Source organism: Haladaptatus sp. (assembly GCF_049589095.1).
Classification (GTDB): Archaea; Halobacteriota; Halobacteria; order Halobacteriales; family Haladaptataceae; genus Haladaptatus.
The window spans coordinates 1-14,822 of sequence record NZ_JBAWAC010000288.1; the positions used below are offsets into that span (position 1 = coordinate 1).

Annotated in this window: 16 protein-coding genes and 1 tRNA gene; 2 read left to right on the top strand and 15 right to left on the bottom strand. The window is 62.6% G+C overall.

Annotation, left to right across the window (positions count from 1 at the left end):
* From WBV42_RS09325 to WBV42_RS09385, 13 genes are all read right to left on the bottom strand, one after another.
* Window positions 1-2,145, bottom strand: a 2,145-nt coding sequence (locus WBV42_RS09325) for a phosphoenolpyruvate carboxylase (RefSeq protein WP_423985779.1), incomplete at its 3' end; no start/stop codon positions are given.
* Window positions 2,146-2,219: 74 nt separating this feature from the next.
* Window positions 2,220-2,549, bottom strand: a complete 330-nt coding sequence (locus WBV42_RS09330) for a transcription factor S (RefSeq protein WP_423985780.1) — start codon at window positions 2,547-2,549, stop codon at window positions 2,220-2,222.
* 204 nt (window positions 2,550-2,753) lie between these two features.
* The gene (locus WBV42_RS09335; protein WP_423985781.1) at window positions 2,754-3,170 is read right to left on the bottom strand and encodes a hypothetical protein; all 417 of its coding nucleotides are present in this window, start codon (window positions 3,168-3,170) and stop codon (window positions 2,754-2,756) included.
* Window positions 3,167-4,033 carry a hypothetical protein gene (locus WBV42_RS09340; RefSeq protein WP_423985782.1) on the bottom strand — a complete coding sequence of 289 codons (867 nt, stop codon included), beginning with the start codon at window positions 4,031-4,033 and terminating at the stop codon, window positions 3,167-3,169. The genes WBV42_RS09335 and WBV42_RS09340 overlap by 4 nt, the downstream gene beginning before the upstream one ends.
* A 101-nt stretch (window positions 4,034-4,134) precedes the next feature.
* On the bottom strand, window positions 4,135-4,971 hold the full coding sequence (locus WBV42_RS09345; protein ID WP_423985783.1) for an RAD55 family ATPase: 837 nt from the start codon (window positions 4,969-4,971) through the stop codon (window positions 4,135-4,137).
* A 24-nt stretch (window positions 4,972-4,995) separates the two neighbouring features.
* Window positions 4,996-5,976 carry a beta-ribofuranosylaminobenzene 5'-phosphate synthase family protein gene (locus WBV42_RS09350; RefSeq protein ID WP_423985784.1) on the bottom strand — a complete coding sequence of 327 codons (981 nt, stop codon included), beginning with the start codon at window positions 5,974-5,976 and terminating at the stop codon, window positions 4,996-4,998.
* An 81-nt stretch (window positions 5,977-6,057) separates the two neighbouring features.
* Window positions 6,058-7,014, bottom strand: a complete 957-nt coding sequence (locus tag WBV42_RS09355; RefSeq protein ID WP_423985785.1) for a glycosyltransferase — start codon at window positions 7,012-7,014, stop codon at window positions 6,058-6,060.
* A gap of 262 nt (window positions 7,015-7,276) precedes the next feature.
* Window positions 7,277-7,347, bottom strand: a tRNA-Pro gene (locus tag WBV42_RS09360).
* A gap of 44 nt (window positions 7,348-7,391) precedes the next feature.
* The gene (locus WBV42_RS09365; protein WP_423985786.1) at window positions 7,392-8,450 is read right to left on the bottom strand and encodes a succinylglutamate desuccinylase/aspartoacylase family protein; all 1,059 of its coding nucleotides are present in this window, start codon (window positions 8,448-8,450) and stop codon (window positions 7,392-7,394) included.
* A 70-nt stretch (window positions 8,451-8,520) separates the two neighbouring features.
* Window positions 8,521-9,393 (bottom strand): RNA-guided pseudouridylation complex pseudouridine synthase subunit Cbf5, encoded by an 873-nt coding sequence (locus tag WBV42_RS09370; RefSeq protein ID WP_423985787.1) that lies wholly within the window; start codon window positions 9,391-9,393, stop codon window positions 8,521-8,523.
* Window positions 9,393-9,971: a (d)CMP kinase gene (gene cmk, locus WBV42_RS09375; RefSeq protein WP_423985788.1), complete on the bottom strand. Its 579-nt coding sequence runs from the start codon at window positions 9,969-9,971 to the stop codon at window positions 9,393-9,395. The genes WBV42_RS09370 and cmk overlap by 1 nt, the downstream gene beginning before the upstream one ends.
* Before the next feature lie 39 nt (window positions 9,972-10,010).
* Window positions 10,011-10,925 (bottom strand): DUF106 domain-containing protein, encoded by a 915-nt coding sequence (locus WBV42_RS09380; protein ID WP_423985789.1) that lies wholly within the window; start codon window positions 10,923-10,925, stop codon window positions 10,011-10,013.
* A 198-nt stretch (window positions 10,926-11,123) separates the two neighbouring features.
* Window positions 11,124-11,741 carry an adenylate kinase gene (locus WBV42_RS09385; RefSeq protein ID WP_423985790.1) on the bottom strand — a complete coding sequence of 206 codons (618 nt, stop codon included), beginning with the start codon at window positions 11,739-11,741 and terminating at the stop codon, window positions 11,124-11,126.
* Window positions 11,742-11,828: 87 nt separating this feature from the next.
* On the opposite strand from WBV42_RS09385, the gene WBV42_RS09390 reads away from it, so the two are divergent.
* Complete coding sequence (locus WBV42_RS09390) at window positions 11,829-12,245, top strand: hypothetical protein (protein ID WP_423985791.1); 417 nt, start codon at window positions 11,829-11,831, stop codon at window positions 12,243-12,245.
* 15 nt (window positions 12,246-12,260) lie between these two features.
* On the opposite strand, the gene WBV42_RS09395 is transcribed toward WBV42_RS09390, so the two are convergent.
* Window positions 12,261-13,013, bottom strand: a complete 753-nt coding sequence (locus WBV42_RS09395; protein ID WP_423985792.1) for a TrkA C-terminal domain-containing protein — start codon at window positions 13,011-13,013, stop codon at window positions 12,261-12,263.
* Window positions 13,014-13,189: 176 nt separating this feature from the next.
* Between WBV42_RS09395 and WBV42_RS09400 the strand changes: the two genes are divergently transcribed.
* A complete protein-coding gene (locus WBV42_RS09400; RefSeq protein ID WP_423985793.1) occupies window positions 13,190-14,218 on the top strand; it encodes a DHH family phosphoesterase in 1,029 nt (342 codons plus the stop codon).
* A gap of 16 nt (window positions 14,219-14,234) precedes the next feature.
* Here WBV42_RS09400 and WBV42_RS09405 read toward each other — a convergent pair.
* Window positions 14,235-14,822: universal stress protein (locus tag WBV42_RS09405; RefSeq protein WP_423985794.1), on the bottom strand; the 588-nt coding region annotated here is incomplete at its 5' end.

Sequence of the window (14,822 nt, forward strand, 5' to 3'; positions counted from 1 at the left end):
ATTCAAGTCCTCGATGACGGTTATCGGCGTCGTCTTCTCGAAGTACGAGACGAAGCCGTCGGATTCAAGCAGGTCGCGGTAGGCGTCGCGGGCGGCGTCCGCCGCGCCGTCCATCGCTTCGGCCCACTCGTCCGGAATCGTCTCCTCACCCTCTTCGAGGGAGGCGTACCGCGCCCGAATCTGGGCGTCCAGCATCTGCTCGACGTTTCGCTCCGCGATGACGGGGTTGGCGTACTTCTCGGCGATAGCCTCACCCTGTTCGGTGAACTTGACCTGCCCCGAGACGGTCTCGCGGGGAAGCGCCAATAGCGCTTCGTTCATCGGGCCGCCGCCGCGGGAAATCGACCCGCCACGCCCGTGGAACAGGCGGAGGGTGACGTCGTACTCGTCGGTTATCTCCGCGAGTCGCTTCTGGTTCTGATAGAGGCTCCAGTTGGCCGCCAAAAAGCCGTTCTCCTTGTTCGAATCGGAGTAGCCGAGCATGATTTCCTGTGAACCGCCGCGGGCTTCGAGTGCGGCGGCGTAGGCCTCGTTCTCGAACAGGGTTCCGACGATGCGCCGCGCACCTGACAGCGCGTACTCGGTTTCGAGCAGGGGCACCACGTCGAGTCCGGAGTAGCCGGGTAGGTCGACGATTCCGGCCTGATCGGCGAGGAACAGCACTTCGAGGACGTGACTGGCCTCGTCGGTCATGCTGATGCAGTACGTGTTGATGGTCTCCTGCCCGTACTCGCGCTGCCAGTTGGCGGTCTCGGAGAACAGCGTGAGCACTCGGCTTGCCGTCTCCGAAAGTCCCTCGGTGTCGAGGTCGATTATCGGTTCGTCCTGGAGGATGGCGTCGGTCAACAGTTCGACCCGTTCGTCCTCGGTCATCGAATCGTAGTCGAACCCTTCGCGTGCCAGCGCCTCCGCGATGGCCGTGGTGTGGTTCTGCCGGTGGTCGCGCAAGTCGAGCGCGGCGAGCGAGAAGCCGAACGTCTCGACGCGTCGTCGAAGCGGGTCCACTTCCGTCTCGACGACGCTCTCCGCGCCGTCGGTGCTGAGGCTGTCGGCGATGGTGTCCACGTCCGCGAGCAGTTCGTCGGCGTTTTCGTACCCGCCGGGACGAACGTCGCCGACGCGGTCGATTCGCTCGCGCATCAGCGCGAGTTTCTGCCGGTACGGTTCGTCCGGGTAGCGTTCGGTCGCCTGCTCCGCAATCGTGGGCAACTGCTCGCGGTCGGCGTCGAGCGAGGAATCGAACTTGGAACTCGTCTCGACGCGGTCGCCGTCCTGACTCAGCACTCCGGAGAGGCGTTTGAGTTCGTCGCGGTAGTGTTCCAGCACGACTTCGCGCTGTCGGGACAGCGTGTCGGCCGTGACTTCCGGCGTGACGTACGGGTTACCGTCCCGGTCGCTCCCGGCCCACGACCGGAAGGCGAACAGTTCCGGCACGTCCACGTCGAACTCCTCGCCGATGGTTCGGTCGAGTTCGTCGTACACGTCGCCCACGATGTCGAAGAGGACGTTCTCCAGATACCAGAGGATGTTCCGCGCCTCGTCGGACACCTCCGGACGGCGCTTTCGAACCTGTCGCGTCTCCCAGAGGCCAGTGATCTCGCTCTCCAACTGGCGCTCCAGTTTGTCCTGTTCCTGATCTGTCAACATGCGCTCGTCCAGTTCAGCGAGCAGCGCTTCGACGGAGCGGAGTTTCGCCTTCACCGTCTTCCGGCGCGCTTCGGTCGGATGCGCGGTGAACGTCGGCACGACGTTGACGTCGTCCAGCACCCGCTGGACGGTCTGCGAGTCGGCTTCGTCCTCCGCGAGGGTTTCCGCGGTCGCGCGAAGCCCGTCTTCGAGCGTTCCGTCCTGCGTTCCCTCTCGGATGGCCCGCACGCGTTCGCGCTCCTCGGCGAGGTTGATGAGTTCGAAGTAGGTGGCGAACGCCCGCGCGACGTTGCCCGCGAGTTCGGGCGAGAGGTCGTCGAGTTCGTCGCGGAGCGCCTCGCGCGACTCCGAATCTCCGGCGCGGTAGTCGATCGCTTCGGTTCGGGCGGTTTCCACGGCCTCGAACGCCTCGCGGGAACCGAGGCGCGAGAGTACGTCTCCGAGCAGTGCGGCGAGTTCACGGACGTCCTGTCGTACGTCCCGGGTATGCAATCTCATACCATAGCGGTGGTGGGCACCCAACGTAAAACGTCGGTCTTAGGGTAATATCTGCGAGAAATTTGAAATGAAAGTTAGTTGTATTCCCGCCAGCGGTAGCCGCATTCCTTGCATTTGAAGAAGCGCGTCGGTGCCTCGTCAGCGGACGCGGTCTGTTTGATGGTGTACCACGCGACGTCGTGACCGCACTTGTCACAATGTACGTCCTTGGCGGTCGGTTTCCCCTCGAAGTCCGCACCCTCCTCGGTTTCGATGACGTCGGAGTCGTCCTGTTCTTCCGTCGAGACGAACTCGGCGGCCCGCTCCTCGTCCTTTTCGACCGTCGCCTGACAGTCGGCGTTCGAACAGACCATCTTCGACCCCATCGACCGCATCATGGAGCCACAGTCGTCGCAGAATTGCATACCCCGTGTTGTGCGTCGAGCGTGAAAAGCGCCACGTACGACACGAGGGCGAAATATCGAGTGGTGTTTGACAATTTTGTGATTACAGTTACTGGAAGGCAGACCTCGAAAGCCCCCGCCCGCGAACGATCGGGGGCTTTCGAGGTAGTCTGTTTCTCGTAGTTGCAATCGAGATTCCGACAAAGTCGAAGAAACTATCGATACCTACTCCGTCGCCTCGAAATCGTCGTCGCCGACCATGGGACAGTCAGCGACCCGATGGTGGTCCATGTCGGCCATCGTGAGAATGTCGGTCCCCTCGTGCGTACAGCGCAAGGTCGGCGGATCTGCGACGTGCGGGCACCCCTGACAGGTCGTCTTCGGGACGACGCGAACGTCGCGGTCGTCCTCCTCGACTCGGGGCGCGGTGACGACCAGTTCGCCGCTGTCCTCGTCCAACAGGTCGGCCCAGACCTCCTCGGCGTCCACCTCGCCGACGTCCATCTCCACGAACGTCTCGTCGTCCGCAACCGTTTCCGAGCGCCGATTGCGACGTTTCTCCACCTCCGCCGCGAGGTTCCCGAGCGGTTCGTTTCGGTCGGAACCGGTATCCTGCCCCTCGTCCGAACCGCTCCCAGTCATTCCTCGGTCACCTCGGTCAGGAACTCCTCGACGTCCGAGTCGGTGTCGGCGTCGAAGTCATCGCCCCCGAGCACGTCGCCTTCCAGGGCGGGCGGACGGCCGACGACCAACCAGTTCGCGCCGAAAAAGCCCTCCTTGGGTTCGACGTCCTCAAACGTCGCGCCGCAGTGCGGACAGGACGGTTCGGTCAACAGCGCGATGGTGACGCTCCCCTCGCAGTCGCCGCACTTCGCGCTCGTCACCCCGTGGCGGTTGGCCGTCCGGGTGAGTTCAGCCGTGGCGGCCTGCGTCGCGCTCCGTGCCGCGAGGGTGCGCGTCTGATCGCGGACGGAGACGAGAGCGCGCGCGAGAACGTCCAGACGCTCGTCCAACTCGTCGGTCGTGTCCGTGAGATATTCGAGCACCTCCTCGTAGTTCTCGAACCCGGAATCCAACCGTTCGCGGTTGTCCGCGACGCGCCCGGAAAGTGCATCGAGTTCGTCCACGAGTTCGTCGATGGCAACGTCGTTGCCATCCTCTACATTCACCACCTGCCGTAGTTCGAACAGTTCGTTTCGGAAGCCGTTCAATTCGTTCCGGAGGTCGTCGTGCTCGTGGTCGACGGGTGCCTTTCCGTCGGTTTCGCGCTTTATCTGTATGACGCGTTCGCGAACGTCGGTCAGTTTCTCCATGAACTCGTCGTGGAGTTCGTCGAGTCGCTCGTCGGAAACGTCCTCCTCGTGGAGGGTACGGTGTGCCGTGAACAGTTCGGAGCGGAGGCGTTGGCGGGAACAACCGAGTTCGTCGGCCGTCTCGTCTAGCCACTGGGAAATCGGTTCGGGCAGTTCGACCGCCGGTACGTGACCCACGTCTTCGCTCTCCATTCGGATGAATGATTACTTCTCACAGAACTGACTTAACGTTTCGCCTCGTAGCGAGCGAGACGCTCCAGAAAGTGAATGAAATTTGATTAAATAGAATCGGGTTACCTGATCTTCCGGACGTTGCTGATGTCGAACCCGTCGCTCTGTGTCTCGGTTTCGAAACGGACGATGTTCTCCTCTTCGATGCGCGAGAGGACGCCACGGAATTCGCGGACGAACATCGTCCGCGCTCGTTCGTTACCGCCGCGTTCCCACTCGAAGCAGATGGTGCCGTCGGTTGCGTTCATCAAAGCACCCATCTGTCTGTCCGTCAGGCTTTCCTGTGCGACGTGGATGAGGATCAGGCCGTCCCATGCCTGTGATGCCTTCTTCATCCCCTTGACGAGCATGACCATCTGATTCCAGCTCACTTGGTCGTCGGGGAGCGAACAGAGGTCGGTCAGCGAGTCGATGACGACGAGGTTGCCGGGCGCGTTCTCGGTGAGGTACTCCCCGAGCGCTTCGAGGACGTCGCGCCGGTCGTGGCTGTTGCCGAGGTCGGTGATGGTACGGCGCTTTTCGACGTACCAATCGTGAGGGATGGGACTCAGTTGGAAATATTCGGACGAGAGATCCTCGAACGACATGGCTTCCAACGCCGGGGAGATCAGCGTCTCGTCGAGTGTGTGAGTCACTTCGTCGTATATCTCGGACGCGTTGGCGGTAAACGAGACGTAATGAATCTCGTCGGGAAGCGCGGCGCGGGGATCGACCGACCCGTAATGGAGACCGAACTGGTCCGTATCCGCATGACCGAGGGCGTTTATCGTCGCGCTGGTGTACGCGAACTCGCGCGCGCCAGCACCGGCGTCACCAGCCAGCAATACGACGCTTCCCGGCGGGGACCCCCCACCGATGAGCGAGTCGAACTGAGAGACACCGAACGGGATTCGATCCATTCACTCCCCTCTCATTCCTGACGTTTACCGTTTACGCTCGTTCCCGTCCATGTCCGCACCTCGGTTCCGCGGCGATACGACCAGGACGTCGCCGCCGACGGCCGCCGAATCGAGTGCGGTCCGGGCCGCGTCAACTGCCTCGTCGGCCAGTTGTCGCGTCGTCACGCCGTACACGGCGGGCCCCCACGACGACTGCCCCGCGCCGAAAACGGCGGGTGACGTTTCCATCTCCGTTACGAGTTCGCCGACGGGTGGTCGGTACACTCCACCCTGCTCGTCGGCGTACCACGCCCCGTTTCGGCGGCCGATCTCGGCGACCGAACTGCCGAATCGCTCCGGATCGTCCTCCGCGATCGCCGGAAGGGTTCGCCTGACCAGTATCGACGCGATGTCGTCCGCGATGGTCGGATCCGCCCGCTCGACGGCCGAGCGCATGCTCGCGTCCTCATCGTCGCCATTCCGACCGGGTTCGGCGTCGGGAAGGGCGAGGACGAACCGCCAATCGGCGGGAACGTCGTGGCGCGCGAGGACCGGTGGAACCGACCAGTCACCACGGGGCGGTCGGTCGGTCGTGAATCGCTCGGTCGGATGCCCCGCGTCCACGACGAATCCACCGCGTTCGAACGTCGAAACGCCGATACCGCTCCTCCCGGCCCTGTCGAGCGCCGGAGCATACTCGCGGACGGATGGCTCGCGTCCATGAGCGCGTGCGATCGCGGCGAATACGGCTAACGCGAGTTGTGTCCCGCTCCCGAGTCCGACGTGTCTCGGGAGCGTGTGAAGAACACGAACGTCCGCACCGGAAACGCCGAGCAGATCGACGGTTCGACGTGCGTACTCGCGAGCACATCGGTCGTCGCAGTACACCGCGTCGGCCGGGGTTGCCTCGACGGCAACGGTCGGGGATTCGAGCGCGATTCCCAGCCCACCGTACAGTCGCTCGTGAGCGAGCGAGAGGTTCTGAAAGCCGAAATGGAGTCGGCCGCCGACCGTTACCCGTGTCATACCTACCCGTCAGTGGATGGAAAAATGGCGATTTCGACAGTGGCAAATTACCGTGCTATCCCGCCGCGGAGAGGCCGAAAACTACCCCATATGGTCGAGAACGTACTCCGCGGCCCGTGTCGCGCCGTTCTCGTATTCGGGGGACTCGGGCGGATGGCGCACCGCCCGCACGACGTGCGGGATCGAATGTTCGACCTGAAAGCCCCGAAGCCCCGTGCGTTCGATGACCCGCGAAACACCGTGTTGTTCGTCGGTGAACGGGTGAATGATACACGGCGTCCCGGCCACGGCGGCCTCCATCACGGTTGAGTAGCCGGAACAGACGACAACGTTCGCCGCTTGAATCCACGGGAGAAGCGATGGCACCGATTCCCAGTCGTCGTCGCCGACGAGCGTTACGTCGTTACCTTCCGCTTCCAACGCACGCGTGAGTTCCTTGAAGTTCGTCGTGTAGGTACTCGGAACGAGGAGCACGTCCACGTTCTCGGGTGGCTCTTCCCCGTTCGGTTCGAGCGCGATGGGAGGGATATGGACGACTCCCGCCGGGTCGCCTTGGTCGGGTGGCCACACGGAGGGGTAGAGGAACGCATGGGAGATCGAGATCTGATAGCGGTTGACAATCCACGTGAACACCTCCTCGACGGCGGCGTCGTAGTAGGAGGCGGCGTTGTGAGTGAGAACGTACAGCGGGGTGTCGGTGCAGTGGGCCGCCATCGCGGCGAACATGTCATCGGTGACGAGCGCAGCGGGGTCTTCGCGGCGAAGCCATCGAACGAAGTCGAAGACGCGCCGTGCACTGTTCGGAACGCTTCGGGTCAACACGTCGAATATCGACCCACCCTGATAATCACCGATGTAGTCGACCGTTGCGGGCCGATACACCTCGTAACCGTTGTGTTCGATGAACTGCGACCCCGGACCACCACCCGCGAGGACGACATCCGTTTCCGGCCCTTCCAATGCCTGTGCTACCGCCAGCATCCGGGTCGCGTGTCCCGCGCCTTCCGGATAATGTGCGACAGCAACGGTCCGGCTCATGGCCAACTGTCTACCCTGCCGTGGGAAGTAAATTTGGATTTTCACTTTGAGCCGAAAAAGGAGTCGGATGGGATCGATTACGAGAATTTCGGTCGCGCCGCGCTGGAACTCGAACGGAATCGAACGAATTTCGCGGCCGTAGCTCTCGTCACGGGAAAAGAACGAACGACGAGTACACTCACCGCTCACGAAAATGTCCGTCGCAAAATATGGAACCGCGGAAGGACGAGCGTTGCTCGTCCTTCCTGCTCCCATCAAAGAGTGGGACCGCCGAGAGTCGAACTCGGGTCCTACGGACCCCATCCGCAGAGGATACCACTACCCCACGGTCCCGCTACATTCCTGAAATGGTGGGTTGCCCTGTTAAGCCCTTCGTTTCACTCCCGAGACCGCGGGACGACGAGTTCGCCGTCGTCCCGGACCGCCAAACTGGTGACAGGGTCGTTCTCGTAGGCTGTAACCCCGTGATAGCGCCCGACGACGTAGCCATCGTGGTCGGTTTTCACCGCCGCCTTCGACTCGCCGTGGGGTGTCACGATGTCGGCGATCACGTCGCCCTCCTCGAACGCGTCCCCCGGTTCGACGCGATGGCGGACGATTCCCGCCGTGTCGGTGTGCGGATGGACGGAGCGCTTGACCGGGAAATCGACCGGTGTGTCGAGTCCCGTCGGTTCGGGGTCGCCGGGGAGCATGTCGAGTTCGCGCATGACGTTCAGAAGCCCGACGACACCCTTCTCGCGGGTGTCATCCTCCACGACCTCGAAGCCGCCGAGTTCGACCGTGAACGACGGAATTCCGGCGTTGTTCAGCGCCGCACCTGCCGTCGAACGCTGGAGGTTCTGCTCGACGTACTCCTCGGCGGCGTACTCGTTGATGACCGGGAAGTCGTAGGCGTCAACGAGGCGTTCGAGTTCGTCGGCGAGGTCGTGGGCTTCGTCCTCGGTACGCTCGGACCCGAATAGAACCCGGTCCCGAATCACGAACGGAACCGACCCGACCTGCGCGGTGTGGAGGTCCACGAGCGCGTCCGCCGACTCCGCGAAGGCGTCGAAGATGCGCTCGTCGATGAGTTCCTGCACGCGCGGCGGGCGCGACCCGTCCGCGTCGGGGTCGGGGAAGTAGCGGTTCGGGTCGTCGCCGTGATAGTACGAAGTGCGGGTTGTTTGCCGGAGCCCGGCGGGGTTCAGGTTCGGAAGACAGACGACGGTGCCGCGAACCTTCGATTCCAATCCCTCCTTCATCACGTCCTGTGCGGTGGCGAGGGCGGTCACCTCGTTGCCGTGAATCGACGCCGTGATCCAGAGCGTCGGACCGTCTTCGTCACCCTCCGCGATGAGCACGGGGAGCCGTTCGGGCGTTCCCGTGGGAAGGTCGGTGACGTCCAACCACCCGGTGACGAGTTCGCCGGGTTTCGATTCCGCAGTGCCGACTTGCATACCGGGTGGTGACTCGCACGCGACAAAAAGACGCCCCAACCGGCAGGGGAAGCGAGAATTCCGGAAATCGCTACACCAACACGCGCTCCAGTTCCACGACCGTCCCTTCCTCCGCATCCGCATCTCCGACCATGTGACCGAGACAGACGGCCGCCCCGTTCGGCGTGTAGCAGGCGACGAGTTGGCCTTCGTCCGCTTCTTCGGCGTCGATGACGCCCGGCGCGTACACCTGCGCGCCCTGTGCGACCTGCTCGGCCGCGTTGGGGGCGATGGTCACGCTTGGAAGGTGGGTCAGTGCGTCCTCGGCGGGGCGGACGACGTCACGAAGCCAGTCGTCCTCGTCCTCCTCCCGCCAGCGCGCCAGCGCGTCCGAGAGGTCGTGGAAGGTCACGAGGTCGGTGTCGTCGAACGGTCCGGTGGCGGTTCGACGGAGGTGTCCCATGTGTGCGCCCGTCCCGAGCGCGAGGCCGATGTCGTGACAGAGTTTTCTGATATAGGTCCCGCTCTCGCAGCGAATCCGGAGAAGCGCCTGTCGGTCCTGCACTTCCAGTACATCTAAGTCGTAGATTTCGCGCACGCGGAGCCTGCGGGAGACGGCGCTCTTTCGCGGCGGTTTCTGATACAGCGGTGCCTCGAACTCCGAGACGATGGCTTCGAGGTCGGCTGGTGCGGTGTCATGTAGTTCGAGGACGGCAACGTACTCCTTCGAACCCTCCAGGAAAACCTGCGAGAGGCGGGTCGCATCGCCGGTCAGCGTCGGCAGACACCCCGTGACCTTCGGGTCGAGCGTGCCCGAGTGTGCGGCTTGCTCAACGTCACAGAGGTCCCGCACCCACGCCGCGACCTGGTGGGCCGACGGGCCGGGCGGTTTGTCGAGGTTGACGACGCCGAATTCGAGGAGTTCGCGTGGCGAACGTTCGGTTGGTGGGCCGCGAAGCGTCATCAGAAATCGTACGAGATGCCTTCGGTGGGGTACTTTCCTTCGTCGGACGCTACCTCGTAGTTCTCGATGGCGGTCGTGAGCATGGCGAGAACGTCGTCGGGGTTCCAACGGGCGGTGTTGATGCTTAGGTCGTAGATGGTGAGATCGTTGATGTCGATACCGTAATACTCCTCGTAGCGCTGTGCCTCGCTACCCGCACGGGCGCGGGTTTCGGTCGCCGCTTGCTTCTCGGACTTGTCCTCGCGGTCGGAGATACGGGCCGCACGAACGTCGAGCGGTGCGTTGAGCCAGATTCTGAAATCGGCGTAGTCACCGGCGAGCCATCCGGCGAGTCGGGATTCGAGAACGAGGTCGTCTTCCTGCGTGGCGATTTCCCGAAGTCGTCGATCCAAATCGCGGTCGATATCCTCGTCCTCCTCGGCCAACTTGTTGAATTCGAGCGGCGTCAGATCGCGTTCCGCGGCGAGTTCGCGGAAAATGTCGCCGCCGCTGACGTGGTCGAGATCGAACGCGTTTGCGAGTCCCTCCGCAGTCGTGCTCTTCCCACTCCCCGGTGGGCCTGAGACGGTCAATAACATATGTGCCCTCACACGGGCACCAAGAAAGAGGTTTTGAACTTAGGTCGGCGTCGTCTGGATGTTCAGCGCCTTCCGGATGAGTTGCGTGAACGCCATCGAGCAGAGGAAATACCAGACGATCCACGCCATCATCGGGCCGACGACCCCTGCCCTCCACGCCGTTCTTCCGACTATCGGGAGGACGATGTGGGAAGGTACCACGGGCGTCGGATGGCCGCCGATGCGCCAGTACATCCAGAGGAACGCCGGGATGGTGATGAACATCGACCAAACCATCGGGCGGAACTGCTCCTTGAACATGCCCGTCTGGTCGCCCATCGCTTCCATCTGCTCTTTGCGGATGGCTTCCATCTCCTGCTCATTGCCGCGTTCCTTCGCTTCCTTCTGACGCTCCTGGATGTCCTTCATGCGCTCCTGATACATGCTCATCTTCTCCATGTCCATCAGGTTGTCCTGCAGGAGCGTGGTGTACAACCCCGTCAGCATGGAGACGATCATGATGACGATGTAGAACGGGAGCGCGTGATCTATCGGGCCGAGGACGACGTTGACGACCTGCCCGACGGCGGCTTTGATGGTGTTGTTGGAGTAACCCAAGAACAACCCGATGCTCCCCACCGCCGCGAGTTTGTCCCACATCGACCACGAGGTCGATTCCATGTCGTCCACATCACTCGACGAAGAGGAAGTAGTCGTCGTCACGGTCGTATCGGAGTCATCGAGCGCGTCAGCGACTTCGTCGGGGTCCGACAGTTCGAATCCGTGAATTCCATCTTCGAGAATCCCCTTCTCTATCAAGCGACCCCACTGACCGCTCGTGAGGTCGTCGTTTACGTCCTGCCATTGGACTTCGTCCGACCCCTCGTCGGTCCGCTCGTAGATGACCGAGAGGGCGTCGGCCATCGCCGGGTCCTCGGCGATGAGCGTTTCTACCTTCTTCGCTGTCCGTGCCATTACAGCACGATTAGAATTCGGCGTTAATCAACCTTCGCCATCGACACGGGCGTTACGGCGACCGACGGGAGCGTCGGAAATACGAGATACCGAAACGGTACATAGACAAACGGCGTTCGAACACCGACTCGATACGCTCCTCGAAACGGAATCAACGAAGCCGCACGAAAAAGAATTGTCCTTCGAATAGCGACCGAGTTAGGCCTGCGCTTCTATCGTTTCACGGATATCGTCCCACACTTCGTCGGGCGTCTGCTCGCCGTCGATGCGGATGAGTTCGCCGGACTCGTCGAAGTGGTCGATGACGGGTTCCGTGTTCTCGTGGTAGACGCGGAGGCGTTCCCGAACCGTTTCCTCGGTGTCGTCGTCGCGCTGGACGAGTCGTTCCTTGACCGCTTCGTCCTCTGCGGGGTTGTATTCGACGTGGTAGATGTCGCCCGTTTCGGGGTCGAGACGACGGCCGGTCAGTCGCCCGACGAGTTCGTCCTCGCTCACGTCGAGGTACAGGACGATGTCGAGGTCGGTGATATCGTCCAGATACTCCGCCTGCGAAGGGTTTCGCGGGTAGCCGTCGAGGACGTAGCCGTCGGCCTCGGACAGCGCGGCGTTCACGATTTCGTTCACGACCGGGTCGGGAACGAGTTCGCCCTCGTCCATGAAACTCGCGGGCGTTCCGTGTTCGGTCTCCATGTGCTTGTTCGCCCGAAGCGCGTCGCCGGTCGTGACGTGTTCTACGTCGAATTCGTCGGCGATTCGCGCACTCTGTGTCCCTTTCCCAGCACCGGGCGCACCCAAAATCAGGATGTTCGGGTTCATGCAATCACCTGCGATGTCCTCGCATAAAGGCTTACGGAAAGGGAGCAGGGCACCCGGTTTTTGTCGGCGCGGGACGAACCTTTCAGTATGACTCGATTCAGCGCGGACACACCGACGGAGCGCCGGAAACTCGTCGTGGACGCCATCACCGCACACCGCGAGCGTACGAGCGCGTTCTGCACGCTCCAAGCTGACGTGGAAAGCGAAGCGCGGGAGGAAGACGATTCCGAGGAGGAGATGGAGTTACCGCCGTGGATTCAGTTCGGCGACCGCACGCTCAACCTGGACTGTACAGACGAGGAACTGGAGCGACTCAAGGACCTGCTCCGTGAGTTCCCGGCCTTCAAGATCGAGCAGTTGGAGAGTCCGAAGGACGCCGACGGGACGAACGTCCACATTAATGCGAAGGCGGACGCCAACCGTATCGCGCAGTTCGTCGAGCGCGCGTTCCGCGAGGTGTACGGCTGTTCGGAGTCGGTGACGGTGTGGGCCGTCGAAGTGTAAAATCCGCCGCGGAGATCAGACGGTCGCGGTTCCGGAAAAGCCCTCCAAGGCGTCGTCCGAGACGCCCTCGCGGGAGAACACGGTAACGACGTCGTCGGGGCGGATTCGGGTGTCCCCCCTCGGCGTCAGCATCGAATCGTCGCGTTCGATGGCGATGACGAGGATGTCGTCGCCGATGAGTCCCTCGGCACCGGCCTCCTTGAGCGTCTTGTCGGCGATGGGCGAGTCCTCGCTGATGGCCAACTCCGCGACGTCGGCTTCCCCGGAGAGGCTGACGAAGTCGGTCATCGAGATGTGGCTCCCTTCCTTGTCGGGGCCGAACGGGTGGTACGGCTGGAATCGCTCGTTCTGGATGAGGTCTTCGCCCTCGATTTCGAGCCCCCGGTTCGACAGTTCGCGGGCGATACGCGAGAGGTCGCTGGTGTCCTTCCCGACCGCTTTGACCTGGATGTTCCCGCGACCGGTCATGAGTTCCCGGACGTTGACCACGCCGGGTATTTCGAGGATTCGCTGCGCGAGCGTCTCGCGGTTCGGGACCGGCGCGGTACACGTGAACAGGTTCGTCAGTCGTCCATCGACGCGTTCGAAATCGACGTTCGCGTGAAACCCCGTGAGGATACCGTGGTCTTCGAGTTGTTGAATCCGGTTGCGTATCGTCCCCGACGAGACGTTGACTTCGCTCGCGATTTGCGGGGCGGAGGTATCACGCGCGTTCCGCATCAAATAGTAAATTATCCGCCGGTCGATTTCGTCGAGCCGATATCCCATACGGAACAGTAGTCCCAAGGACGTTAAACCGTTTTTCGCCTGCGGCCGGGATTCGTCGGTGAATCGCGTTCGAGACGCCGGTTAATCTGGGCCTACCGGGGAAACAGTTACAATCCTCGGTGTTGACGACTGATTAACACGTCGTTCGGCCTCATCCGGCCGGACGGTCCCAACGAATGTCCCTCGATACGAGCCTCCGTGAACCCACAGATCGGTGCGATTCGCTGCTTTCCGTACTTGACGGTGCCGAATCCTTGTCCGTCGTGTGTCACAACAATCCCGACCCGGATAGCATCAGCAGCGCGCTCGCACTGGCCGCGATCGCGGAGTCGGCGAGCGTCGCCGACGTGGATCTGTACTACAGCGGGAAGATAACACACCAGCAAAATCGGGCGATGGTCAACCTGTTGGAGGTGGACCTGTGCCCCTTCTCCGAGGAATGTCTCGATTCGACGGATCTCATAGGGTTCGTCGATCACGCCGTCCCCGGTCAGAACAACCGCGTGCCCGACGGCTACGTCCCCGACATCGTCATCGACCACCATCCGAACGAGTCGGTCGAGGGTGTCCACGTGGACCACCGGGAGGAGATCGGCGCGACGGCGTCAATCCTGACCGAGTACCTGGTCGAACTCGATATGGAACTCGACGCCCGACTGGCGACCGCGCTGTTGTTCGGCATTCGACGCGAGACGCTCGAATTCACGCGCGATGCCACGGAAGCGGAATACACGAATGCCCGGTATCTCCATCCGCACGCGGACGTGGACCTGCTCCGCCGCCTCTCGGATTCGCTGTTCACCCACGAAACCCTCGACTCCATCGCCGATGCGATTCAGAATCGCGTCGTCAAAGGGTCGCATCTCGTCTCACACGCCGGGCGGACGACCGAACGGGATACGCTCCCCCAGGCGGCGGACTACCTGCTCAATCTCGAAGGGATTTCGACCACGCTCGTCTTCGGCATCATCGACGAGACGATCCACCTGAGCGCACGGACTCGAAACCCCCGCGTTCATGCGGGCAACCTCATGACCGAGGCGTTCGGCGATATCGGAAGCGTCGGCGGTCATCGAGCGATGGCGGGCGGCGCGATTCCGCTCGGCCTGTTCGGCGCGCTCGACGACCGCGACGACGTGCTCGTGGAACTCGTGAGCGAGGTGCTCACCGAGCGGTTCTTCGAACAGGTCGTCGGGACGCCGTAAAACCGAAACGGGGGAGTCAGCGAAGCCAGCGCGAGAGCCAAGAGGTGATGCCGAGGTGGCGCTTCGCCATGATGATGGTGCTCTTCGAGCGCCAACCGACCTGCTCCGGCAGCGCGCCGAAGACGAACTGCTGGAGCAGTCCTTCCCGCGTCGCGCCGATGATGGTCAGGTCGTGATGGCCGGTTCGTTCGACGATGGTGTCGACGACGTCGTCGCCGGTGAGCAGTTCGGTCGTGACGGGCGTCCCCTCGTCGAACGACGCCTTCGCGTCTTCGAGAATCTCCTCCGCGTCCGCCCGCTCGCTTTCGCTCGCGTCCGGACGGACGACGTGTACGACTTCGACGGTCGCGTCGTTCGAACTGGCGACGTGTTCGGCCACCTCGACGGCGAGTTCGGCGTGCGGGCCACCGGCGGTCGGGACGAGGATGGATTCGACCCGCTTCTCATCCGGCCCGATTCGCTCGACCAACACGTCGCAGGGGGCGTTTTGGACGACTTCGTCCACGTTGCTTCCGAGGACGATATCGCGTCGCGCGCTCGTGCGCTGGCCCTTCCACCCCATCAGCACGGTGTCGCTGTCGTACTGTTCGACGGTGTTGAGGAT

Excerpts from the sequence above, each read along its gene's own strand:
- WBV42_RS09330 (WP_423985780.1), bottom strand. The coding sequence starts at position 2,549 with ATGCAATTCTGCGACGACTGTGGCTCCATGATGCGGTCGATGGGGTCG.
- WBV42_RS09345 (WP_423985783.1), bottom strand. The coding sequence starts at position 4,971 with ATGGATCGAATCCCGTTCGGTGTCTCTCAGTTCGACTCGCTCATCGGT.
- WBV42_RS09365 (WP_423985786.1), bottom strand. The coding sequence starts at position 8,450 with ATGCAAGTCGGCACTGCGGAATCGAAACCCGGCGAACTCGTCACCGGG.
- WBV42_RS09355 (WP_423985785.1), bottom strand. The coding sequence starts at position 7,014 with ATGAGCCGGACCGTTGCTGTCGCACATTATCCGGAAGGCGCGGGACAC.
- WBV42_RS09350 (WP_423985784.1), bottom strand. The coding sequence starts at position 5,976 with ATGACACGGGTAACGGTCGGCGGCCGACTCCATTTCGGCTTTCAGAAC.
- WBV42_RS09340 (WP_423985782.1), bottom strand. The coding sequence starts at position 4,033 with ATGGAGAGCGAAGACGTGGGTCACGTACCGGCGGTCGAACTGCCCGAA.
- WBV42_RS09385 (WP_423985790.1), bottom strand. The coding sequence starts at position 11,741 with ATGAACCCGAACATCCTGATTTTGGGTGCGCCCGGTGCTGGGAAAGGG.
- cmk (WP_423985788.1), bottom strand. The coding sequence starts at position 9,971 with ATGTTATTGACCGTCTCAGGCCCACCGGGGAGTGGGAAGAGCACGACT.
- WBV42_RS09400 (WP_423985793.1), top strand. The coding sequence starts at position 13,190 with ATGTCCCTCGATACGAGCCTCCGTGAACCCACAGATCGGTGCGATTCG.
- WBV42_RS09380 (WP_423985789.1), bottom strand. The coding sequence starts at position 10,925 with ATGGCACGGACAGCGAAGAAGGTAGAAACGCTCATCGCCGAGGACCCG.
- WBV42_RS09335 (WP_423985781.1), bottom strand. The coding sequence starts at position 3,170 with ATGACTGGGAGCGGTTCGGACGAGGGGCAGGATACCGGTTCCGACCGA.
- WBV42_RS09390 (WP_423985791.1), top strand. The coding sequence starts at position 11,829 with ATGACTCGATTCAGCGCGGACACACCGACGGAGCGCCGGAAACTCGTC.
- WBV42_RS09395 (WP_423985792.1), bottom strand. The coding sequence starts at position 13,013 with ATGGGATATCGGCTCGACGAAATCGACCGGCGGATAATTTACTATTTG.
- WBV42_RS09370 (WP_423985787.1), bottom strand. The coding sequence starts at position 9,393 with ATGACGCTTCGCGGCCCACCAACCGAACGTTCGCCACGCGAACTCCTC.